We start from the raw sequence: 21124 nt of genomic DNA, 5'->3' as shown, positions 1-21124 counted from the left end.
GCGTGCGCCCGGCAATCACTCCTTCGCGGGCTTCGGTTGCCGGGCCTTCTGCGGCTCGGATGGAGCGCCGCGCTGCGTCGGCGCGCGCGTGCAGGCATCGGGCGGCGTGACATAAGGGACGTCGTGGCAGCAGCACGCATAGACCGGAAAGCCGTACGCGTTCGTGCGGACGATGGTCGTCGGTCCATGCAACGGACACACCGCTTTCATGCAGCCTCCTGAAAATGAAAACGCAGTCAATCAGGTGGTTTCATGTTACTCGCGATATGCGCGTGCGCTTGATTCAAGTCAATCGGAGCCGTGAGCGTCCCGATAGAGTGAGAGCGTCGATTCACGTCACGCGCCACGCAACGGAGTTCGCAGATGAAAGCACTCGTCTATCACGGCCCCGGCATCAAGTCGCTCGACGAGCGGCCGAAACCCGCGCTCGCCGCCGCCACCGATGCGATCGTTCGCGTGACGCGCACGACCATCTGCGGAACCGATCTGCACATTCTCAAGGGCGATGTTCCCACCTGCGAGCCCGGCCGCGTGTTGGGTCACGAAGGCGTGGGCGTCGTCGAGGACGTCGGCGCGGCGGTGTCGACGTTCAAGCCGGGCGATCGCGTGCTGATCTCGTGCATTTCGTCGTGCGGAAAGTGCGAGGCGTGCCGGCGCGGCATGTATTCGCATTGCGCGACGGGCGGCTGGATTCTCGGCCACAAGATCGACGGCACGCAGGCCGAATACGTGCGCATCCCCCACGCGGATACGAGCCTCTATCCGATTCCGGCAGATGTCGAGGAAGAGGCGCTCGTCATGCTCTCCGACATTCTTCCGACGGGCTTCGAATGCGGCGTGCTCAACGGGCGCGTGCAGCCGGGCAGCACGGTCGCGATAGTCGGCGCGGGGCCGGTCGGTCTCGCCGCCTTGCTCACCGCGCAGTTCTACGCGCCGGCGCAGATCGTCATGATCGATCGCGACGCGCATCGGCTCGAAATCGCGCGCACGTTCGGCGCGAGCGCGTGCATCGACATCGCGCGCACGGAGGCCGTCGCCGAGATCATGCGTCTGACCGATGGCGCGGGCGTCGATTGCGCCGTCGAAGCGGTCGGCGTGCCGGCGACCTTCGAGCTGTGCCAGCAGATCGTCGCGGCGGGCGGCACCATCGCGAATGTCGGCGTGCATGGCGTGAAGGCCGATCTGCATCTCGAATCGCTCTGGGATCGCAACATCAGCATCACGACGCGTCTCGTCGATACGGTCAGCACGCCGATGCTGCTCAAGACCGTGCGCGCGGGGCGGCTGCAGCCGAAGCAGCTCATCACGCACCGCTTCACGCTCGCGCGCGCGCTCGACGCTTACGACACCTTTGGCCGCGCGGCGGAAACGAACGCGCTGAAGGTCATCATCGAAATTTGAAGTGGGCGGCCTTCAGCGGGAAGCCGTGCGGGCCGAAAAACGATGTACCGCAAAATCCTGGTTGCGCTCGATGGCAGCGAGTGCTCGCAACGCGCGCTCGACGAAGCGATCCGCATCGGCGCGCGTGCGCGAGTGAATGTCGTGTACGTGATCGACGTGGCCGCGCTTTCGTCGTATCCGGCGCAGTATCGCGTGAACGTGCGCGAGGAAGGCGGGCACGCGCTCGATATCGCGTATGCGCGCGTGATCGATGCGGGCATCGAATGCGAAACGGAACTCGCGGAGACGCGCAACGTCACCGATACGATCGCGAAGTGCCTGCAGCGCCGCGCGGTGCACATGCCCGCGGATCTCGTCGTGATGGGCACGCATGGCCGGACCGGGTTGCGCAGGCTCGCGCTCGGCAGCGTCGCGGAAGCGTTCGTCAGACGCTCGACGTGTCCGGTGCTGCTCACGCGCGCACCGAAGCATGTCGCGAAAGACGCGTGAGCCACGACGAGTGAGGCGCGCCCGCGCGATGGCCTGACCGGAGAACAATGACATGGGCCTCGGAATGCAGATCGCCTGCCTCGGCTTCGCGGGCTCGAGCGCGATCGAACGCGAAGCGGGCGTCGAACTCGTGCGGCTTGCGGGCGTCGCGAAAGACATCGTCGATTGCAGGCTCACGATCAAGGCGTCGCTCGATCGCGCGGGACGCACCGTCTTCGACGCGCAACTGGTTCTGCTCACGCGCGATTCCGAGCAGGTCACGGTGCAACGCTGCACACACGCCGACGTGAACGCGGCGCTGCGTCATACATTCGATGACGCCGTTCAGCTGCTGCTTCAGCGCGGCGCGCCGGATGCGATTTGATCCAGATCAATACGCGCTCCGAAACCGTGGCCAAGACTAAGTGGATATGCGCTGCGCCGGCTCGCGTCGCATCAACGTTCCACGAGGTATCGGCATGATCGTTACGTTTCCGAGTCAGCCGCCCGTCTATCAGGGCGATGTCCCTTCGCTCACTTTCGCCGCCTTCGCGGACGGTGAGCCGATCGAGTGCACCATTTCGGCCGAAGCGCTGGAGGATCACTTCGGCGCGGCGTCGTGGCGTGAGGAAGATCTGCAGCAGGCGTTCGAGAGCCATCGCTCGTCGATAGAAGGCGCCGCCGAACATGTGCTGAGCCGCGTCGGCGGCACGTCGGTGATGCTGCGCAGCGGATTTTTCCGCTTTCGCGAAGCGCGCGCTCAGACTGCTTCGAGCCGCGCCTGATCGAGGATCCGCACGTCCTTGCCGCGCGCGTCGATCACGCCGGCCTTTTGCAGCCGCGAGAACATGCGGCTGACCGTTTCGATCTTCAGCCCGAGATAGCTGCCGATTTCCTCGCGCGTCATGCGCAGCACGAATTGCGCGGGCGAATAGCCGCGCGCCTTCATGCGCGTCGACAGATTGAGCAGGAAGGCCGCGACGCGCTGCTCCGCCGTCATCGTGCCGAGCAGCATCATCAGATTGGATTCGCGCACGATCTCGCCGCACATCATGCGATGAACGTGATGCTGCACCGCCTTCACTTCGCGGCACAGCAATTCGAGCAGATCGAACGGAACGATGCAGACGACGCTGTCTTCCAGCGCGATGGCGTCGCACGCGTGGCGGTCGGTGCTCACGCCGTCGAACCCGAGGGGCTCGGCCGCCAGATGAAAGCCCGTGACCTGCTCGTGTCCTTCGCGATGCATGACGACGGTCTTGAAGCAGCCGCTGCGCAGCGCATAGAGACTCTGGAAGGGATCGCCGCTGCGGAAAAGCGTTTCGCCGCGCCGCACGAAGCGCGTCGAGCTGATCATCGCGTCGAGACGCTGATAATCGACCGGCGACAAGCCGGACGGCATGCAGATGCGCTTCATCGAACACGTCGAGCAACGCGTGCTCGGCGGCTTCGCGTCGACGTGCATGCCGGGACTGTCTGCGCTCGCGGAAATCATGCTGCGCCTCCTGTCGAACCGGATCGCGCATCGACGCGCGATCCCGCATGTCACGTGTCCAATTATGGAGTGCGCTGTCTCGAAAAAATGTCGGTGCTGGCTGATCGTGCCGTAGGCATTCGGGAAGACGTGTAGGGAAATGCCGACACGCGCCGCTTCGATTCAGGCGCTGTCGTCGTCGAAAAGCTGATGGCGCACCGCGTAGCGCACGAGCGCGGCTTCGTGGGGAATCTGCATTTTTTCGAGGATGCGCGCCTTGTAGGTGCTGATGGTCTTCGCGCTCACGCACAACGCCTCGCCGATATCGCTGATGGATTCGCCCGCGCACAGCCGCCGGAACACTTCGAACTCGCGGTTCGACAATCGCTGATGCGGTAGCGCATCGTCAGGTTCGGTGAGGCTTTGCGCGAAGCGTTCGGCCATCGCGAGGCTCACGTACGCGCCGCCCGACGCGACCTTGGCGACCGCCGCGACCAGCTCCGCGCTCGCGCTTTCCTTCGTCAGATAGCCCGACGCGCCGGCCTTGAACGCACGCGCGGCGTATTGCTGCTCGGCGTGCATCGTGAGCACGAGAATGCGCAGCGCGGGCTTTTCGTCCTTGATCTGCTTGAGCAGGTCGAGGCCGCTGCGGCCGGGCATCGACAGATCGAGCACGAGCACGTCCGCCTCCGTTGCGCGCACGAGCGCGAGCGTGCCCGGCCCGTCGCTCGCTTCGCCGGCGACCTCGAAGCCGTGCGCGTTCGCGAGGATATGGCGCAGGCCGTCGCGCACGAGCGCGTGGTCATCGGCGATCAGGACTTTCGTCGTCATGGATTCGGTTCTTCCGTTTCGCGGCCCGGCACCAGCAGAACGGGACACCGCGACAGCCGCGCGAAACCTTCCGCGACGCTGCCGAGCACGATCCGCCGCAAGCCGCGCCGCCCGTGCGTGCCCATGACGACGAGATCGGCGCGGAAATCGTCGGCGCAATGACGGATGCGCTGCGGGATGTCATCGCCGAGATACTCGACTTCGCACACGCGCGGCGTGCCCTTGACGCCCGCTTGCGTCATGCGCTCCGTGGCCGTCGCAGCGAGCCGCCGGCCTTCCTCCAGCAATGCGTCGCGCAGGCCAGGATAGAACGCGCTCGTGGCGTCGTAGGAAACGGGCTGCATGTCGACGACGAAGAGCGGCTGAATTTGCGCCGCGCTCGCGCTTGCGATCCTGATCGCCTCATCGAGGGCGTGGAGGGAAGTCGGGCTGCCGTCGATGGGCACGAGAATGCGGTTGTACATGACGATCTCCTGATCCGGTGTGTTGGCGCGTCGCGGGTGTGCGATCGAGTCTACGGACGGCGTATGCAAAACGGTTGACGCAAGTCAAGGAACGGAATCGTCATCGGCGGGGGCGATGAAGCGGAATGTCCACGACGACGCGAAAGCCTTCGCCCGGCGCGCTGCGAAACTCGATGACGCCGCCCAGTTGCCGCACGCGCTCGCCCATGCCGAGCAGGCCGAACGTGCCCGCCGCGCGCGGCCGTTCGATATCCGCGCCGCGGCCGTCATCCTCGATCGTCAGCGTGCAGCGCGCATACGCGCAGCCGATCGCGATGCGAACTTCCGATGCCCGCGCGTGGCGCACGACGTTCGTCAGCGCTTCCTGCACGAGCCGGAAGAGCGACGTGGACGCAGTCGCCTCGAAGCCGTCCTCGTCGCCTTCGATATCCAGATGGATCGTCAGATCGTAGCGGCGGCGGTAATCGCAAACGAGCCAGTCGATTGCGGCGAAAAGGCCGAGATCGTCGAGCACGGGCGGACGCAGGCCCGCCGCGATGCGTCGCAGCGAACCGATGATCGTGTCGATTTGCGTGAGCGCCTGCTGTTTGAAGCGCGCGTTCGGCGCGGTGCTGTCGAGAATCGACAACTGCATTTTGAGCGCGGCAAGCTGCTGGCCGAGATCGTCGTGCAACTCGCGGGCAATCGACGCGCGCTCGTTTTCCAGCGCCGTCTGTACGTGCGCGGAGAGCTCGCGCGCATGCTGCAGTTCCGTGAGCCGCAAGCGGTCGGTCATGTCGCGCGTGACTTTGGCGAAGCCGATCAGACTACCCGACGGATCGTGCAACGCGGTGATGACGACGTTCGCCCAGAAGCGGCTGCCGTCTTTGCGGATGCGCCAGCCTTCGTCCTCGACGCGGCCCACGCGCGCCGCCGTCGAGAGGGCGTTGTGCGGCTTGCGCGCGGCGATATCGTCGCCCGGATAGAAGACGGAAAAATGACGGCCGACGATATCGCTCGCGTCATAGCCCTTGATCCGCCGCGCGCCGTTGTTCCAGGTCGCGACGTGGCCGTGCGCGTCGAGCAGGAAGATCGCGTAGTCCTCGACCGCTTCGACCAGCAGACGGAAAGGTGCGTCCGTCAGCAGCGAAGGCGTGTTGCCGGGTTCGGTCGCGGAGCAGTCGATCATCGTTGCAACGGGCGGATGCGCTTGCAACGTCGACGCGTTGCGGCGCTATTGCTTCATCATCTGAAAGGGCGGCAAGGGCAGCTCGTCGCCGTCGAGAAACGCGGTCGCGCAGCGCACCGCGAAGCCGAGCGCGCCGTCCTTGCTTGCGAATGCGCCGAGATTGCCGAGCGAGGTGGCATGGCCGTCCTCTTCGAGAATCGACGCGGTCGCGACGAACGCGTTGCCTACACGAGTGGCGGAGGGCTTAAAAGCCGCTCCCCGATGATAGATGATCATAGATTTGACCGGTGGAGATGATCGAAAGGCTTATGCGGCAGGCATGCCGCGGCGTGAGAGCGAATGCGCGCGGATCAGCGCGGATCAGCGCGGGTTCTGCACTGACTGTCGATAGTCGATCTCGGCCATGCCGTAAGCGAACGCGTAGCGCACCGCGCCCGTTTCGCTGGCGAATTCGCCGAGCATTCCGCTCGAACGGCGCGTGCCGTCCGGTTCTCGCACGATGAGCATCGCCGCGTATCTGTCCTGCTCCGGGACGGCGGTCGCGCTCAGTACGTGCCCTTTGTAGATCACGTCGTCGGGTCGATTCATTGCTCTCTCAGGTTCTAATGTTTTGCCGGCGTGGCAATTCTGACGTTTGCCTACATTCCGTAAGCAGTAAGCCTAACCGTTCAATTTTTGTCGCTTAATCCGATTTAAGCTTTTTTACTTTTCCCATGCAAATGCTTAAGTCCGACCAATCGGGCGGGCATCGGGTCGCGCCTCTGCGCATCGCGTTGAACAGTCTCGATACCGACTTCGCCGCGACGACGTACATCGCGCCGGAGAGCCCCGAATCGGAGCGCATCAGCAGATCGGCTGCGAAAAGCGCCGCGATCGCGACGAGCGGGTGGCACATCACCTGAGCGGTCAAGCGTTTCATCTGCGTCTCACCTCGAAAACATCTGTCGAAATCGGGCAAGACCGCACAGTGCTGCGATAGCGATACGAACCGGGTCCCGTCCTGAGCCTTACTGTGCCTTTAACGTCCGCTTGCAGTCCTGCCCGCACGTCCGCGCTGGCTGCCCGATCGTCCGGGTTTTTTTCCGCTGTCTGCGAATTCGTGAGACGCATACATACAGCCCGCCGACCGTTCCGCCAAAGCCTAGCGTTCAGCCGACCGTCGTCCACTTTTTTAAGCCGTTGCAGACAATAATCGCGACTGCACCGGGGCCGGCCCCTCCTGAACGGAGATCGCAGATGAAAGGGCATTTATCGGTTGGCGTGATCGCAGTCGCTATCGCAGCAATCATCGGTGGATGCAGCGGAGGAAGCTCCTCCGATCCGTCCTCGACATCCGGCGGCTCCGCGTCGGCATCCGGTCCCGCGTCGGCGTCGAGCCCAGCGTCGGCATCCAGTCCTTCGGCCGCATCGTCGGCAAACGGCGCGAGCGCGCCCGCGAGCGCAAGCGCTCCCGCGACGAACTCGCCGTCCGCATCGACTCCGATGGATGTCACCACGTATCACAACGACATCCGCCGCACCGCGCAGCAGCTCGCCGAGACCCGGCTCACGCTCGCCAGCGTGAAGTCGTCCACGTTCGGCAAGCTCGGCTTCTATGCCGTCGATGGCGCCGTCGATGCGCAACCGCTCTTTCTCGCCAACGTGCCGATCGCGGGCGGCACGCATAACGTGCTGTACGTCGCGACCGAGAACGCGACCCTCTACGCGTTCGATGCCGACACCGGCGCCGTGCTCTGGCAAGTCTCGACGCTCGGCGCGGGCGAAGTGCCGAGCGACGATCACGGCTGCGACCAGACCACGCCGAAAATCGGCATCACGGCGACGCCGGTCATCGACCGCTCGCGCGGGCCCAACGGCGTGATCTATGTCGTCGGCATGTCGAAGGACAGCGGCGGCGCGTATCACCAGCGCATCCACGCCATCGACATCGCAACGGGCGGCGAACTGTTCGGCGGCCCGACCGAAATCACCGGCTCGTATCCCGGCACCGGATCGGGCAGCGTGAACGGCGTCGTGCCGTTCACGCCGGGCCAGTACATCGAGCGCGCGTCGCTGCTGCTGCTGAACGGCGTCGTCTATACGGCGTGGAGCTCGCATTGCGACACGCTGCCGTATACCGGCTGGCTCATCGGCTACAGCGCGGACACGCTCAAGCAGACGGGCATCCTCAACGTCACGCCGAACGGCGAGATGGGCGGCATCTGGATGGGCGGCGCGGGCCTGGCATCGGACGGCACGTCGATCTATTTCCTCGACGGCAACGGCACGTTCGACGCGACCATCAACGCGCAGGACATGCCCATCAGGAACAACTTCGGCAACGGCTTCCTCAAGGTCACGCCGAGCGCGACGTTCGCGCTTCAGGTCAACGATTACTTCGAGCCGTCGAACACCGTGGTGGAATCGAACCAGGATCTGGATCTCGGCTCGGGCGGCGTGCTCGTGCTGCCCGATGTCACCGACATCAACGGCAACGTGCAGCATCTCGCGATAGGCGGCGGCAAGACGCGCGTCCTCTACGTCGTGAACCGCGATTCGATGGGCAAGTTCGATTCGAACGCGGATCACATCTATCAGCCGCTTTACTCGACGATCACCGGTCCGATGTTCACCGCGCCGGCGTTCTACAACAACACGATCTACGTCGGCCCGGCGGGCGATCATCTGAAGGCGCTGCCCGTCGTCAACGCGATGGTCGCGACAAGCGCATCGAGCCAGACGACGAGTCCCGCGGGCAACTGGAATTTTCCGGGCCTCGCGCCGGTCATTTCCGCGAATGGCAATACCGACGGCATCGTATGGGGCGTCGAGAACACCACGCCGACCGCCGTGCTGCATGCCTACGACGCGAGCAATCTCGCGATCGAGCTTTACAACAGCAATCAGGCGGGCACGCGCGATCAGTTCGGCAACAACAAGTTCATCTCGCCGACGGTCGCGAACGGCAAGGTCTACGTCGGCACGAAGACGGGCGTGATGGTGTTCGGTCTGCTCGGCGGATGACTGGCGCGGGTCGGGGCCGCATCGATATAAGATCGCGTTACCTCGACCCATGGAGCTTCCGATGCAACTGACCCGTCTTCTTGTTCCGACGTTCGTGCAGACGTTGAAGAACCTGTCGGCGTGGCTCGATAAAGCCGCTGCATTTCAGCACGAGAAAGGCGCGAATCCCGACGCGCTGATGACCTTGCGTCTCGCGCCCGACATGTTTCCGCTCGCCGCGCAAGTGCGCTTCGTGTGCTTTCAGGCACAGGAACCGGTGTACCGGCTGCGCGGCGAAGACCTGCCGCAGACAGTGCTGCGCGTGCGGAAAGAAGGCGCGCATTCGAACGAAGCGCCGGGCACGTTCGCCGATGCGCAAGCCTGCATCGCCGATGCGATCGCATTGCTCTCGAACCTCACTTCCGATGCGCTCGACGCCGGAACCGGCGAGCCGATCGCGCTCGATCTGCCGAACGGCATCGTCTTCGACATGACCGGCGAGCAATACGCGCGCGACTGGTCGCTGCCGCAGTTCTATTTCCACGCGATGACCGCTTACGCGATCCTGCGCAACCACGGCGTGCCGCTCGGCAAGCCGGATTACGTGGCGCACATGTTCTCGTATATCCGGCCCGGCACGCTGCCCCAATCGGGCTGAATCCGCGCGACTTCGGCACAATGCTTGCGCAGACACGAACTACGACCTTGCGCCATGCGACCCGCCGACCCGAACGTTTCTCCCGCCCTCGAATGCCGCCGCCTGACGAAAACCTACGGCAGCGGCCGCATCGTGCTCGACGCGCTCGACTTCGCGCTCGGCGCGGGCGAGTTCGTCGCGATCATGGGCGACTCGGGCGTCGGCAAATCGACGCTGCTCAATCTGATCGCGGGCCTCGACACCGCCGATAGCGGCGACGTGCTGATCGACGGCGCATCGATCTCGACGCTTCCCGACGACGCCGCCACGCGCCTGCGCCGGCAAAAGCTCGGCTTCGTGTTCCAGGCGTTTCACGTCCTGCCGCATCTGACGCTGTATCAGAACGTCGCGGTGCCGCTGCTGCTGAACGGCATGCCGCCCGCGCCCGCGCGCGCCATGCTCGCGGCGGTCGGCCTCGACGGACGCGGCGACGACATGCCGCGCCAGCTTTCCGGCGGCGAGTTGCAGCGCGTGGCGATTGCGCGCGCGCTGGTGCATCGGCCGCGCCTCATTCTCGCCGATGAACCCACCGGCAATCTCGATCCGCAGACCGCGCACGAAGTGCTCGAATTGCTGCGCGCCGAAACCAAGGCGACGCGCGCCGCGACGGTGATGGTCACGCATTCCGAAGCGGCGGCCGCGTTCGCGGATCGCGTCGTGATTCTGCGCGACGGCGCCTTGCACGCCGCGACGCTCGCCCGATGAGCGATATCGCCGCCGGATGCGGATTCTTCGACACGCTCACGCGCTGGCTGCTCGGCGCGCAATGGCGCAGCCATCGCGGACGCGCGCTCGTCGCCATGCTGACGATCGCGCTCGGCGTCGGGCTCGGTTATGCGGTGCAGCTCATCAACGGCGCGGCGTTCAACGAGTTTTCCGCCGCCGCGCGCAGCCTTTCCGGTCAAGCCGACTTGCAAGTGCGCGGCGCGCAGCCTTTCATCGACGAGAACGTTTATCCGCGGCTCGCGACGCGCGCGGGCGTGGCCGCCGCGAGTCCGGTGCTCGAACTCGATGTCGCCGTGCCCGGCAAGAACGCGCCGCTCAAGGTGCTCGGCATCGACGTGTTCCGCGCGAAGCGCATCGCGCCGGACCTGACCGGCGTGCCCTCGCCGGAAGCATCGTTCGATGTTCTCGCCGATGACGCGATCTTTCTTTCGCCCGCCGCGCTCGCCTGGCTCGGCGCGCGCGATGGCGGACGCATCGAATTGCAAAGCGGCACGTCGCCCGTGACGTTGCGCGTCGCGGGCGGCATCGCGCGAACGCGTCCCGGCCAGCGCATCGCGGTGATGGATATCGCCGCCGTGCAGAACCGCTTCGGCATGGCGGGCAAGCTATCGCGCGTGGATGTGCAACTCGCGCGCGGCGTCGATCGCGATGCGTTCCGCGAGACGCTGCAACGCGAACTCGGCGCGCGGCTCGTCGTGACCGGCACGCAGGATATCGAGAGCCGGACGGACCGGCTGTCGCGCGCGTATCGCATCAATATGAACGTGCTCGCGCTCGTCGCGCTGTTTACCGGCGCGTTTCTCGTGTTCTCGACGCAAGCCGCGGGCGTCGTGCGCCGTCGCGCGCAATTCGCGATGCTGCGCGTGCTCGGCATGACGCGCGCATCGCTCGTGCGGCAGATCATGCTCGAAGGCGCGCTGCTCGGCGTGGTGGGCGGCGTGCTCGGCATCGCGCTCGGCTTCACGGTCGCGGCGCTCGCGTTGCGCTTTTTCGGCAGCGATCTCGGCGGCGGATATTTTCCGGGCGTCGAGCCGCGCGTCGTCTTCGATCCGCTAGCGAGCGCGATCTTTCTCGCGCTGGGCATCGGCGTCGCGCTCGCGGGCACGCTCGTTCCCGCGCTCGAAGCGGCGCGCGCCCGGCCCGCGCCCGCGTTGAAGGCGGGCAGCGAAGAAGCCGCGCTCGCACCGCTCGGCACGCCGTGGCCCGCGCTCGCGTGCCTCGCGGCAGGCGCGGCGCTGACGCAGGCGCCGCCCGTTTTCGATGCGCCCATCGGCGGTTATCTCGCCGTCGCGCTGCTGCTCGTCGGCGGCATCGCGCTGATGCCGCGTGTCACGGCAATCGTGTTCCGCCGCGCGATGAAACCGCGCAACGCCGTCGCGACGCTCGCGCTCGCGCGTCTCGCGAATGCGCCCGGGCAGGCATCGATCGCGATGGGCGGCGTGCTGTCGAGCTTCACGCTGATCGTCGCGATGGCGATCATGGTGACGAGCTTTCGCGTGTCCGTCGAAGACTGGCTCGCGCATCTGCTGTCGGCGGATCTTTATGTGCGGATCGCATCGAGCGGCGACACGGGCGGCTTGCAGCCCGATCAGCAAACGCAGATCGCAGCAGTCGATGGCGTCGCGCACGCGGCGTTCACGCGCGCGACGAAGCTGACGCTCGATCCCGCGAAGCCGCCGGTCGCGCTGATCGCGCGCGAGCTCGACGCCGCCGATCCCGGCGCGACGTTGCAGATGACCGGCGATGCGTTGCCGCCATCCGCGTGGCGCGCGGGCGAAACGCCCGTCTGGGCCTCGGAAGCGATGGCCGATCTGTATGGCTATCGCGTGGGCGAGCGCGTGAGCTTGCCCGTCGGCGGCGCGGGCGAGCGTTTCGTCGTCGCGGGCATATGGCGCGACTACGTGCGGCAGACGGGCGCGCTGCAAATGCGTATCGCGGACTATCGGCGGCTGACCGGCGACACGGCCGCCACCGACATCGCCATTACGTTGCGCGCGGGTTCGGGCGCGGCGCAGGTCATCGACGCGATCAAAAAGCTGCCCTTCGGCGGCGCGCTCGAATTCTCGCAACCGGGCGAGATCCGCGCGCGCACGCTGACCATTTTCGACCGCAGTTTCGCCATGACGTATCTGCTCGAAGCGGTCGCGATCGTCATCGGGCTGTTCGGCGTCGGCGCGACGTTTTCGATGCAGACGCTCGCGCGCTCGCGCGAATTCGGCATGCTGCGGCACGTCGGCGTGACGCGCGCGCAGATTCTCGGGCTGCTCGCTTCGGAAGCGGGCTGGCTCACGCTGCTCGGCATCGCGATGGGCTGCGTGCTCGGCTTCGCGATCAGCCTGATTCTCGTGTTCGTCGTGAATCCGCAGTCGTTTCACTGGAGCATGTCGCTGCACATTCCGTCGACGATGATCGCGGCGATCGCGTGCGTGATGATGGTGTCGTCGTGCGCGACGGCGGTGCTGTCGGGCCGGCGCGCCGTGTCGGTCGATGCGGTGCGCGCCGTGCGGGAGGACTGGTGATGCGCGCGCTGCTTTTCGCGTTGATGCTCATGTCGATGACCGCATTCGCCGGCGAGCCGAAGTTCGCGCCCGTCGCGCCCGGCCACGTCATCGACTGGCCGAAGGACAGCGGCGCGCATCCGCCGTATCGCACGGAATGGTGGTACGCGACCGGCTGGCTCGAGACGGCGGAGCACCAGCCGCTCGGGTTTCAGATCACGTTCTTTCGCTCGAACACCGGCAAGAAGCACGGCAAGAGCGCGTTCGATCCGTCGCAACTCGTCATCGCGCATGCGGCGTTGTCCGATCCCGCGTACGGGCGGCTCGCGCACGATCAGAACATCGCGCGGCAGGGCTTCGGTCTGGCGTACGCGAAGGAAGGCAACACCGACGTCAAGCTCGACGCATGGCGCATGTCGCGCGCGGCGGACGGCAGCTACACGGTCATCGCCGATGCCGCCGGATTCGCGCTCCATCTCACCTTCACGCCGACGCAGCCGCCGATGTTCCAGGGCGAAGGCGGCTACTCGCGCAAAGGGCCGTCGCCGGAGCAGGCGAGCTATTACTACAGCGAGCCGCAGCTCAAGGTGACGGGCAGCGTCGTGCGGCCATCGGCATCGGCAAAGGCGAATGCGGGCGTCGCCGTGACGGGCCGTGCCTGGCTCGATCACGAATGGTCGAGCACGTTGCTGCCATCCGATGCGGCCGGCTGGGACTGGCTCGGCGCGAATCTCGACGACGGCTCCGCGCTGATGGCCTTCAAGGTCCGCGCCCGCGACGGCCATTCGGTCTGGGCGCACGCCGCATTGCGCGATCGCGACGGCCGCACCCGACAATTCGGCCCCGGCGATGTGGAATTCACGCCCGAGCGCGAGTGGCGCTCGCCACGCACGAACACGACGTATCCGGTGGCGATGAACCTGCGCGTCGGCGGAATGCGTTGGCGGCTGACTCCGCTCATGGACGATCAGGAACTCGACTCGCGCGATTCGACCGGCGCGCTGTACTGGGAAGGCGCGGTCACGCTCGACGGCGACGGCGGAAAAGGACGCGGATATCTCGAACTGACGGGATACGCAAAGACGATCGAGATCGAAAAGCGGTGAAGTGGCGGCATCCTCGTGCAACTGCAGCGAAACTTCGTACAAAAGCGTAAAAAGGGGCAGCTTAAGCTTCGTTTAAGAAAAGTCTCATAGTCTCGCTCGACACGCCTCCGCCGTCTCGCCTTTCCATGTCAGCGCGCCTTTTTGTCCGAAGTTCCCCGACGATTTGCCCGCTTTCGCGGCAGATCGAATGACACGCGCGTTTTCCCGACACTCGCGGCCCGCGCCGCGCCTTCTGATCCTTCGACCGATGCGCCCTAAGCGCGCGTCGCTCGATCCGCCTCCCGCCAATGCCTTTATCTTCTTCCAACGCCTTGCCCGGCAAGGCAGGCCGACTGCTTTTCACTTGCGCGATCGGTTCCATCTGTACGGTCGTGATCTGCAACGCGCTGCATCGTCCGACCGCGCCTTCGGCCGATAAGGACTACACGCCCGCCGTATCGCTGCCCCAACGCGCCGCGCCGAAAACGCCGCCCGCGCCGACACGCACCACTGAAAGCGCGACCGTCGACGAGACGTTCTCCGATGCCGCGCAAAGCCTCGGCATCGACCAAGGGACGATCGCGACGCTCACCGAAGCGTTCGCGAGCAACGTCGACATGCGGCGCGATCTCAGAAAAGGCGACACGCTCAGCGTGGTCTATGACCGTCCGCAAGGCAGCGCAACCGCCGATGACCCGCCGCTCGCCGTGCGTCTGACGACCGGATCGTCATCGCACGACGTGTTCCTTTATCGCGATCCGAACGGCGAAACGCGCTATTACGCGAAGGACGGCAAGAGCACAAAACCCGCGTTCTCGCGCTATCCGGTTGCGTTCACGCGGGTATCGTCGGATTTCTCGCTGCGAAGGTTCGATCCGGTCGTGCATCGCTGGCAAAGTCACGACGGCGTCGATCTCGCCGCGCCCATCGGGACGCCGGTGCACGCGACGGCGCAGGGCAAGGTGACGTTTGTCGGCAGGCAGACGGGTTACGGCAAGGTCGTCATGCTGGAAAATCCGCCGCCGTATTCGACCGTCTACGCGCATCTTTCGCGTTTCGCGAAAGGCATCAGGACTGGCGGAACGGTGCAGCGCGGGCAGGTGATCGGCTATGTCGGCGAAACGGGTTGGGCGACCGGACCGCATCTGCACTACGAAGTGCACGTCGATGACGTCGCGATGGATCCGCTCACCGTCGATCTTCCCGGCGACGATCGTCTGCACGGCGAAGAACGCCAGCGATTCGCGAGGGAAGCGGAAGCGCTGAGCGCCGAGCTCAACGGCTGACGTTCAGACGGCGAGACCGGCCGATTCCCGCACGCCCGCCAGAACGCGGCGGCTCTTGCCTGCGCGCTTGGCTTCGTAGAGCGCGTTGTCGGCGTCGCGCAGCACGCCGTCGAGTTCGTCGTGATGATGATCGAACATCGCGACGCCGATGCTCACGCCGATCTCCAGCATCGCGCCGGCATCGGTGACGAAGGGCTTCGACAACTCGCGCACGATGACATCCGCGAGCGCGAGCGGATCGGCCTGCGGCGGCGTGACGATCACGAACTCGTCGCCGCCGAGCCGCGCGACCAGCGATCCTTCGCCCGACAGATGCCGCAAACGGCGCGCGACCAGCGCGAGCAGCGTATCGCCGATTTCGTGGCCGTGGGCGTCGTTGATGGCCTTGAAGCCGTCGAGATCGAGATAGAGCAGGGCGGTGTGCTCCGGCGCGCTCGACCGGACCGCCCGGAAAAGACCCGCGCGGTTGAGGAGCCCGGTCAGTTCGTCGTGGCGCGCGCGGCGATCGTTTTCCTGTTCGGCTTTCATCGTGGAGACGAGCATGCCGTTCAGACGCCACGCGGCGGCGCTCATCGCAAAAAGATAAAACGGGATTTGCAAAAGCGTGAGCCAGAGCGTCGGCTCGCCCGAGAGCACCGCGCCGATGCAGCACGGCCCGAGCGACAAAAAGATCATCACCGCGACGAGACGCGGCGCGCCGAAATTGCGGAAGCAGATGCCGCCGACCATCGCGGCGGCGGACAGAAACGACAGTGTCGCGGCGACCCAGTCGCCCGACAGCACGGAGACCAGCGCGCCGTAGCCGACGGTTGCGCCCCAAAGCGGCGCGAGAAGCACGTAGGTATCCGTCAGCGTCGATTCGCGCTCGCGCGCGCGGCGTCGCGCGACGACGAGCACGACGAGCCGCACGAGACACACGGCGATTTCGAGCGCGAGCCAGATGTGGAATGCGGGCGTCGGATGGCGGCCGTCCAGCACCCACGCGACGGCGACCGTGTTCAGCACGCCGCCCGCGAATATCGGCAGCGTGCCGAACAGGCTTCCGACGAGGGCGACGCGGATCGCGCGGGGAATGTCGGCTCCCGCGTGCAGCAACCACGTCGCCGCACGTCCGCGCGGCAGGGTGAACACCTCAGTTTGTTGTTCCATATCGGGCTTTTCGCGTCACGGTCGGGCCGGACCACACTGCGGATAACGGTCGTTCGCATCGAAACTTTAGTAGGCCGCCGCTTAACAACGTCGTGCAATCGGTTGGGAATAGGCGATAAAAAATAGTTATACGCGGCGTGTTCTTGACTTTTTGTCCGCTTCGCGCGCGTCCATATCCGCTCAGGGAATCCGTCCGAATCGCGCGAAACCTTACGACCTGCTGTCATGTAGGGCTTTATTGAGAACGATTCGCGTTTACGTTAGCTTCGCGACTCCTACGGAAGTGGAGCACGATTTATGGCTTACATGCACATACAGCCGGCATCGTCGAAGCGTTCTTCGACCTCGCCGCCGCCTTCGAATCTGCCTCTCGATGCTTACTGGCATCGGCGCGAACCCGCCGTCGCGCGTCCGGCGCCGCCCGAGCGCGAAGCCACCGGGCGCAGCCTGCTCGATCTCGCCATCGCCAACCGGCAGATGCTCGTGAACATGGCGCGCGGCGTCGTCGGTTGCGCGAGCCGTGCCGAGGACGTGGTGCATGACGTCTTCGTCAGTCTCATCGACTTGCCGCAGCAGGACGCCGTGCGTCAGCCGATGGGCTACATCGCGCGCATGGTGCGCAATGCGTCGATCGACGCGTGCAGGCGGCAAAGCCTCGAAAACATCTATCGCGCGGACGAGGAGGACGGCCTCGACGTGCCCTCGCACGAACTCTCGCCCGAAGCGCGCGCGCAGGCCCGCGACACGCTGCACCGCGTCTGCGATGCGCTCGCGCAGTTGCCCGAGCGCAATCGCGCCGCCTTCGAAATGGTGCGGCTGCGCGACGAGACGCTGCAAAGCGCGGCGCGCGCGCTGAACGTCTCGCAGACGCTCGTGCACTTCATGGTGCGCGACGCCCAGCAGCATTGCGCCGCTTGCCTCGACGCGCGCGAACGCAATGTCGCGTGTCCGGCGTTCGTCGGCGGTAAAAAAGCGCGCCGCTCATCCGTCTAGTCGATATAGGCCAACTCGCAGAGAGAGACATCACCATGTCGCAACAGCAGAACCACGCAGCCGACGATCTCGTCTACACGGTCGTCATCAACGACGAAGAGCAGTATTCGATCTGGCCGACGTTCCGCGACGTGCCCGCGGGCTGGCGCGAAGCCGGCAAGCGCGGCGCGAAGGCCGATTGCCTCGCGTACATCGAACAGGTCTGGACCGACATGCGCCCCGCGAGCCTGCGCCGTCACATGGACGCCATCGCCACACAAGCCCGCGCGAGCCTGAACTGATGAGCGCGCTCTCCGTGACCGCGCCCGCGCTCGCCGATCTGCGGATCGAGCCGGGCTTGCCGGTCGTCGTATCGCCGCGCGCGGGCGTCGATCTGTCGCTCGCCGATGCCGCGCCGCTGCTGCATTCGATCGTCGCGGAATCGCTCGAACGCGCGGGCGGCGTGCGCTTCACCGGCTTTCGCGTCGAGTCGATCGAGGCGTTCCAGCAATTCGCCGCGTCGTTCGGCGATCCGCTGATCGGCTACGAATTCGCCTCGACGCCGCGCAGCCAGGTCGAGGGCGCGGTGTACACGTCGACGGAATATCCGCCGCATCGCTCGATTCCGCTGCACAACGAGCAGTCGTACACGCGCGAATGGCCGATGCGCATCTGGTTCCACTGCGCGCTCGCGGCGCGTGCGGGCGGCGCGACGCCGATCGCCGACAGCCGCGCGGTGTATCGCGCGCTCGGTCCGGCGCTCGTCGAACGCTTCGCGAAGCGCGAGCTGCTGTACGTGCGCAACTTCGGGCAAGGACTCGATCTGCCGTGGCAGAACGCGTTCGGCACGGACGATCCGCGCGAGGTCGAGCGCATCTGCGCGGCGCGCGGGATTGCCTGCGCGTGGCGCGACAGCGACGACGGCGAACTGCTGCTGCGCACGGAAGAGCGTTGTCAGGCGGTCGCGCGGCATCCGCGCACGGGCGACATGGTCTGGTTCAATCAGGCGAATCTCTTTCATCTTTCCGCGCTCGACGACGACATGCAGGAAGCGCTCGTCGATGCCGTCGGATTGGAAAACGTGCCGCGCAACGTCTTTTACGGCGACGGCGCGCCGCTCGAAGCCGATGCGCTCGCCGAGATCCGCGCGGTGCTCGACGAAAAGCGCATCGCATTTCCGTGGCTCACCGGCGACGTGCTGATGCTCGACAACATGCTGACCGCGCACGCGCGCGATCCGTTCGAAGGACCGCGCCGCGTCGTCGTGGCGATGGCGCAGAGTTACCGCGAGGCGCGATGACATTGTCCGTGGCGCTGCGCGCGCGTTCGTTGACGGTCGCCTATCGCGACGACGTCGTGCTGGAAAACCTCGACATCGATATCGCCGAAGGGCGCGTCACCGCGTTATGCGGACCGAACGGCTGCGGCAAGAGCACGTTGTTGCGCACGCTCGCCGGTTTGCAGGCGGCGCGCGCGGGATCGGTCGACGTGAACGGCAAGCCGCTCGCATCGATGCGCCGCCGCGCGCTCGCCCGCACGCTCACCATGCTCGCGCAGTTCAATCAGATTCCGGCGGGACTCACGGTGCGCGAACTCGTCGCCTACGGACGCTACGCGCACGGCGGCTGGATGCGCGGTCTCACGCGCGCGGACCACGCGGCGATCGATGCGGCGCTCGACGCGAGCGGACTCGTCGACGATGCCGCGCGCGATGTCGCCGCGCTTTCCGGCGGCGAGCGTCAGCGTGCGTGGATCGCGATGGCGCTCGCGCAGGAAGCGCCGATCGTGCTGCTCGACGAGCCGACGACGTACCTCGACATCCATCATCAGCTCGACATCCTGCGGGAATTGCGGCGGCTCAATCGCGAGCGCGGACTCACGATCGTCTGGGTGCTGCACGACCTGAATCAGGCGGCGGCGTTCTCCGACGAAATCGTGCTGATGCGCGCGGGGCGTATCGTCGCGCAAGGCTCGCCCGAAGCGATGATCGATCCGCGTCATTTGCTGGAGACTTTCGGCGTTCGCATGCTGCGCGTCACGCATCCGCAGACGGGCGCGCCGATGTGCGTGCCCGCTTACGATGGCGTCGAAGAACGGAGCATCGCCGCATGACGACGCTCGCGACTCGCCGCCGCCTGCATCGCGCGCATTCGTTCTGGGCGCGCGTGTCGCTCGCCATCGATCTGATCGCCGGACGCCGAACGACATGACGACGCTCGCCACGGCAAACGCATCGCGGGATCGCGTGGCCGCGCCGAATCGCGCGGGCGCGATCGCGTGTGCGTTGATCGCGCTGATTCTCGCGCTGGCCGCGCTGCGTCTCTATCCCGAACTGCGCGCGTGGCTCGATGCGCCATCGGGCACGGATGCCGCGCGTCTCGCGCATGTCTTTCTCTTCGATCTGGGCGCGCCGCGCGTGGCCGCCGCGCTCGTCGCGGGCGGCTGTCTCGCGGTCGCGGGCACGCTCTTTCAGGCGCTGACGCGCAACCCGCTCGCCGCGCCCGATCTGCTCGGCATCACCGGCGGCGCGCAGCTCGGGCTGCTCGCGGCGATGATCGCGCCGGAGGTGGTCGGCGCGGCGTCGGTGCCGTTGCTGTTCGTCTGCGGGCTCGCGGCGGCGGGTTGCGTCGCGGCCGCGGCGGGCGGCTGGCGCGCGACGCCCTTGCGCCTCGTGCTCGCGGGCAGCGTGTGCATGCTGCTTTTTTCCGCGATCTCGACGCTCTTGCTCGCGTTCTTCGAGCAGACGGTCGTCGGCGCGTCGCTGTGGGCGAGCGGCAGTCTGTATCAGCCCGGCGCGACGGGATTGATGTCGGCGCTGCGCTGGCTCGTGTTGCCGCTTCTCGCGCTGCCGTTCGTGATGCGCCCGCTCGATCCGCTCGCGCTCGGCGACGATGCCGCTGCCTCCGCCGGCGTGAACGTCGATGCGACGCGCCTCTTCGCGATGACGGTCGCGGTCGGCTTCGCGAGCGTCGCGGTGGCGATCGCGGGCCCGCTGTCGTACGTCGGGCTGATCGCGCCGAATCTGCTGCGTCACCTGCGCGGCGCCAAAGCGTCGAAGCTCGCGGCGCTCGTGCCGCTCTCCGCGCTCGCGGGCGGCGCGCTCGTGCTCGCGACCGACAGCGCCGTGCTCGCGCTCGATCTCGATTCGACCTTGTCGACGGGCGTCGCGATCGCATTCGTCGGCACGCCGCTGATGCTCGCGATGATCAGGAGCGGCGCGGCGTGGTCCGGCGCGCTGCACGCGGGCCAGGCGCGCGAATCGGCGCGGCGCGGCATGGGCGCGGTGCGGGCGTTGTCCGCGTGGCCGTCGCCTGCGCTCGCCGCTTTGCTCCTCGCCATCGGATGCGCGGTGCTCGCGATCGGCGCATCCGTCGGCCCGACGATGCTCGGCCCCGCGCGCTGGATCGATGCGCTCGCGCACCGCGACGACATCGCCCGCATGCTGCTCGAACTGCGCGTGCCGCGTCTTTTGTGCGCGTTGCTCGCGGGCGCGCTGCTCGCATCGAGCGGCGTGCTGATGCAGAGCATCGTGCGCAATCCGCTCGCCGGACCGGAAGTGCTCGGCGTGACGCAAGGCGCGGGTCTCGCGACGCTCGCCGCGCTGATGATCTGGCCGCTCGCCGGGCATCTCTTTCTCGCGGCGGCCGCGTTGACCGGCGGCGGCGCGACGCTCGCCATCACGCTGCTTTTCAATCGGCGGCATCGATACGCGCCGCTCGCGGTGGCGCTGACGGGCATCGTCATCGGCACGTTATGCACGACGCTCGCGCAATGGCTCATCACGCAGCAGAGCGTGCAGCCGGCGCGTTTTGTCGTGTGGCTCGTCGGCGGCACGTATGGGCGAAGCTGGGGCGAAGTCGCGACGATTCTGCCGTGGTGCGCGCTCGCGCTGCCGGTGCTGGCGTTGCTCGCGCGTCCGCTCG

The 21124-nt window shown here is 66.4% G+C and carries 25 protein-coding genes; 16 read left to right on the top strand and 9 right to left on the bottom strand.

The features are described 5' to 3' along the window. Positions 1 to 15 precede the first annotated feature (15 nt). Positions 16 to 210, bottom strand: a complete 195-nt coding sequence (locus tag BG60_RS33935) for a hypothetical protein (protein WP_008347602.1) — start codon at positions 208 to 210, stop codon at positions 16 to 18. 153 nt (positions 211 to 363) lie between these two features. Here BG60_RS33935 and BG60_RS33930 point away from each other — a divergent pair, with 153 nt between their 5' ends. From BG60_RS33930 to BG60_RS33915, 4 genes are all read left to right on the top strand, one after another. Further along, complete coding sequence (locus BG60_RS33930) at positions 364 to 1401, top strand: zinc-dependent alcohol dehydrogenase family protein (RefSeq protein WP_008347604.1); 1038 nt, start codon at positions 364 to 366, stop codon at positions 1399 to 1401. Positions 1402 to 1443: 42 nt separating this feature from the next. Continuing rightward, positions 1444 to 1890 carry a universal stress protein gene (locus BG60_RS33925; RefSeq protein ID WP_008347606.1) on the top strand — a complete coding sequence of 149 codons (447 nt, stop codon included), beginning with the start codon at positions 1444 to 1446 and terminating at the stop codon, positions 1888 to 1890. Positions 1891 to 1942: 52 nt separating this feature from the next. Then, positions 1943 to 2254: a hypothetical protein gene (locus tag BG60_RS39280; RefSeq protein WP_008347607.1), complete on the top strand. Its 312-nt coding sequence runs from the start codon at positions 1943 to 1945 to the stop codon at positions 2252 to 2254. A 94-nt stretch (positions 2255 to 2348) separates the two neighbouring features. After that, positions 2349 to 2654 (top strand): DUF1488 family protein, encoded by a 306-nt coding sequence (locus BG60_RS33915; RefSeq protein WP_008347608.1) that lies wholly within the window; start codon positions 2349 to 2351, stop codon positions 2652 to 2654. Here the strand turns inward: BG60_RS33915 and fnr are convergent. The 6 genes from fnr to BG60_RS33885 form a co-directional block, all read right to left on the bottom strand. Beyond that, positions 2630 to 3364, bottom strand: a complete 735-nt coding sequence (gene fnr, locus BG60_RS33910; protein ID WP_051078981.1) for a fumarate/nitrate reduction transcriptional regulator Fnr — start codon at positions 3362 to 3364, stop codon at positions 2630 to 2632. The genes BG60_RS33915 and fnr overlap by 25 nt on opposite strands. A 162-nt stretch (positions 3365 to 3526) precedes the next feature. After that, positions 3527 to 4174 (bottom strand): response regulator, encoded by a 648-nt coding sequence (locus BG60_RS33905; protein ID WP_008347611.1) that lies wholly within the window; start codon positions 4172 to 4174, stop codon positions 3527 to 3529. After that, complete coding sequence (locus BG60_RS33900) at positions 4171 to 4638, bottom strand: universal stress protein (RefSeq protein ID WP_008347612.1); 468 nt, start codon at positions 4636 to 4638, stop codon at positions 4171 to 4173. The genes BG60_RS33905 and BG60_RS33900 overlap by 4 nt, the downstream gene beginning before the upstream one ends. A 100-nt stretch (positions 4639 to 4738) precedes the next feature. After that, positions 4739 to 5833 carry a PAS domain-containing sensor histidine kinase gene (locus BG60_RS33895; RefSeq protein WP_034474259.1) on the bottom strand — a complete coding sequence of 365 codons (1095 nt, stop codon included), beginning with the start codon at positions 5831 to 5833 and terminating at the stop codon, positions 4739 to 4741. An 18-nt stretch (positions 5834 to 5851) separates the two neighbouring features. After that, entirely contained in the window at positions 5852 to 6082 is a 231-nt protein-coding gene (locus tag BG60_RS33890; protein WP_008347614.1) for a hypothetical protein, read from the bottom strand. Between the two features lie 84 nt (positions 6083 to 6166). Beyond that, complete coding sequence (locus tag BG60_RS33885; protein WP_008347615.1) at positions 6167 to 6394, bottom strand: hypothetical protein; 228 nt, start codon at positions 6392 to 6394, stop codon at positions 6167 to 6169. A gap of 131 nt (positions 6395 to 6525) precedes the next feature. Here BG60_RS33885 and BG60_RS33880 point away from each other — a divergent pair, with 131 nt between their 5' ends. Next, positions 6526 to 6708 carry a hypothetical protein gene (locus BG60_RS33880; RefSeq protein WP_144403708.1) on the top strand — a complete coding sequence of 61 codons (183 nt, stop codon included), beginning with the start codon at positions 6526 to 6528 and terminating at the stop codon, positions 6706 to 6708. Positions 6709 to 6954: 246 nt separating this feature from the next. Here the strand turns inward: BG60_RS33880 and BG60_RS39825 are convergent, their stop codons facing one another. Next, positions 6955 to 7302, bottom strand: coding sequence for a hypothetical protein (locus tag BG60_RS39825; RefSeq protein ID WP_235366246.1), 348 nt, complete (start codon positions 7300 to 7302; stop codon positions 6955 to 6957). Between BG60_RS39825 and BG60_RS33875 the strand changes: the two genes are divergently transcribed. The 6 genes from BG60_RS33875 (at position 7289) to BG60_RS33850 (ending at position 15080) form a co-directional block, all read left to right on the top strand. After that, complete coding sequence (locus BG60_RS33875; RefSeq protein ID WP_235366245.1) at positions 7289 to 8809, top strand: outer membrane protein assembly factor BamB family protein; 1521 nt, start codon at positions 7289 to 7291, stop codon at positions 8807 to 8809. The two genes, BG60_RS39825 and BG60_RS33875, sit on opposite strands and share 14 nt — an antisense overlap. A 61-nt stretch (positions 8810 to 8870) precedes the next feature. Beyond that, positions 8871 to 9446 carry a DUF1993 domain-containing protein gene (locus BG60_RS33870; protein WP_008347619.1) on the top strand — a complete coding sequence of 192 codons (576 nt, stop codon included), beginning with the start codon at positions 8871 to 8873 and terminating at the stop codon, positions 9444 to 9446. 54 nt (positions 9447 to 9500) lie between these two features. Beyond that, complete coding sequence (locus BG60_RS33865; RefSeq protein WP_008347621.1) at positions 9501 to 10190, top strand: ABC transporter ATP-binding protein; 690 nt, start codon at positions 9501 to 9503, stop codon at positions 10188 to 10190. Next, positions 10187 to 12730, top strand: coding sequence for an FtsX-like permease family protein (locus tag BG60_RS33860; protein WP_051996824.1), 2544 nt, complete (start codon positions 10187 to 10189; stop codon positions 12728 to 12730). The genes BG60_RS33865 and BG60_RS33860 overlap by 4 nt, the downstream gene beginning before the upstream one ends. Beyond that, the gene (locus BG60_RS33855; protein ID WP_008347624.1) at positions 12730 to 13815 is read left to right on the top strand and encodes a lipocalin-like domain-containing protein; all 1086 of its coding nucleotides are present in this window, start codon (positions 12730 to 12732) and stop codon (positions 13813 to 13815) included. Before BG60_RS33860 ends, BG60_RS33855 begins: the two co-directional genes overlap by 1 nt. 287 nt (positions 13816 to 14102) lie before the next feature. After that, on the top strand, positions 14103 to 15080 hold the full coding sequence (locus tag BG60_RS33850; protein WP_081851927.1) for a M23 family metallopeptidase: 978 nt from the start codon (positions 14103 to 14105) through the stop codon (positions 15078 to 15080). A gap of 3 nt (positions 15081 to 15083) precedes the next feature. On the opposite strand, the gene BG60_RS33845 is transcribed toward BG60_RS33850, so the two are convergent. Next, complete coding sequence (locus BG60_RS33845) at positions 15084 to 16229, bottom strand: GGDEF domain-containing protein (protein WP_033536406.1); 1146 nt, start codon at positions 16227 to 16229, stop codon at positions 15084 to 15086. A gap of 297 nt (positions 16230 to 16526) precedes the next feature. Between BG60_RS33845 and BG60_RS33840 the strand changes: the two genes are divergently transcribed. The 5 genes from BG60_RS33840 to fhuB form a co-directional block, all read left to right on the top strand. After that, positions 16527 to 17222: an RNA polymerase factor sigma-70 gene (locus BG60_RS33840; protein WP_008347629.1), complete on the top strand. Its 696-nt coding sequence runs from the start codon at positions 16527 to 16529 to the stop codon at positions 17220 to 17222. Between the two features lie 35 nt (positions 17223 to 17257). After that, positions 17258 to 17503, top strand: coding sequence for an MbtH family protein (locus BG60_RS33835; RefSeq protein WP_008347630.1), 246 nt, complete (start codon positions 17258 to 17260; stop codon positions 17501 to 17503). Next, positions 17503 to 18501, top strand: coding sequence for a TauD/TfdA family dioxygenase (locus tag BG60_RS33830; protein ID WP_008347633.1), 999 nt, complete (start codon positions 17503 to 17505; stop codon positions 18499 to 18501). The genes BG60_RS33835 and BG60_RS33830 overlap by 1 nt, the downstream gene beginning before the upstream one ends. Next, positions 18498 to 19313 carry an ABC transporter ATP-binding protein gene (locus BG60_RS33825; RefSeq protein ID WP_008347635.1) on the top strand — a complete coding sequence of 272 codons (816 nt, stop codon included), beginning with the start codon at positions 18498 to 18500 and terminating at the stop codon, positions 19311 to 19313. The genes BG60_RS33830 and BG60_RS33825 overlap by 4 nt, the downstream gene beginning before the upstream one ends. Positions 19314 to 19407: 94 nt before the next feature. Next, positions 19408 to 21124 (top strand): Fe(3+)-hydroxamate ABC transporter permease FhuB (fhuB, locus tag BG60_RS33820; protein WP_034474257.1); only part of this gene is annotated, 1717 nt, incomplete at its 3' end.

Source organism: Caballeronia zhejiangensis (assembly GCF_000698575.1).
Classification (GTDB): domain Bacteria; phylum Pseudomonadota; class Gammaproteobacteria; order Burkholderiales; family Burkholderiaceae; genus Caballeronia; species Caballeronia zhejiangensis.
The sequence above is the reverse complement of the archived record's forward strand: the minus strand, read 5'-3'. Positions and strand labels throughout refer to the sequence as shown.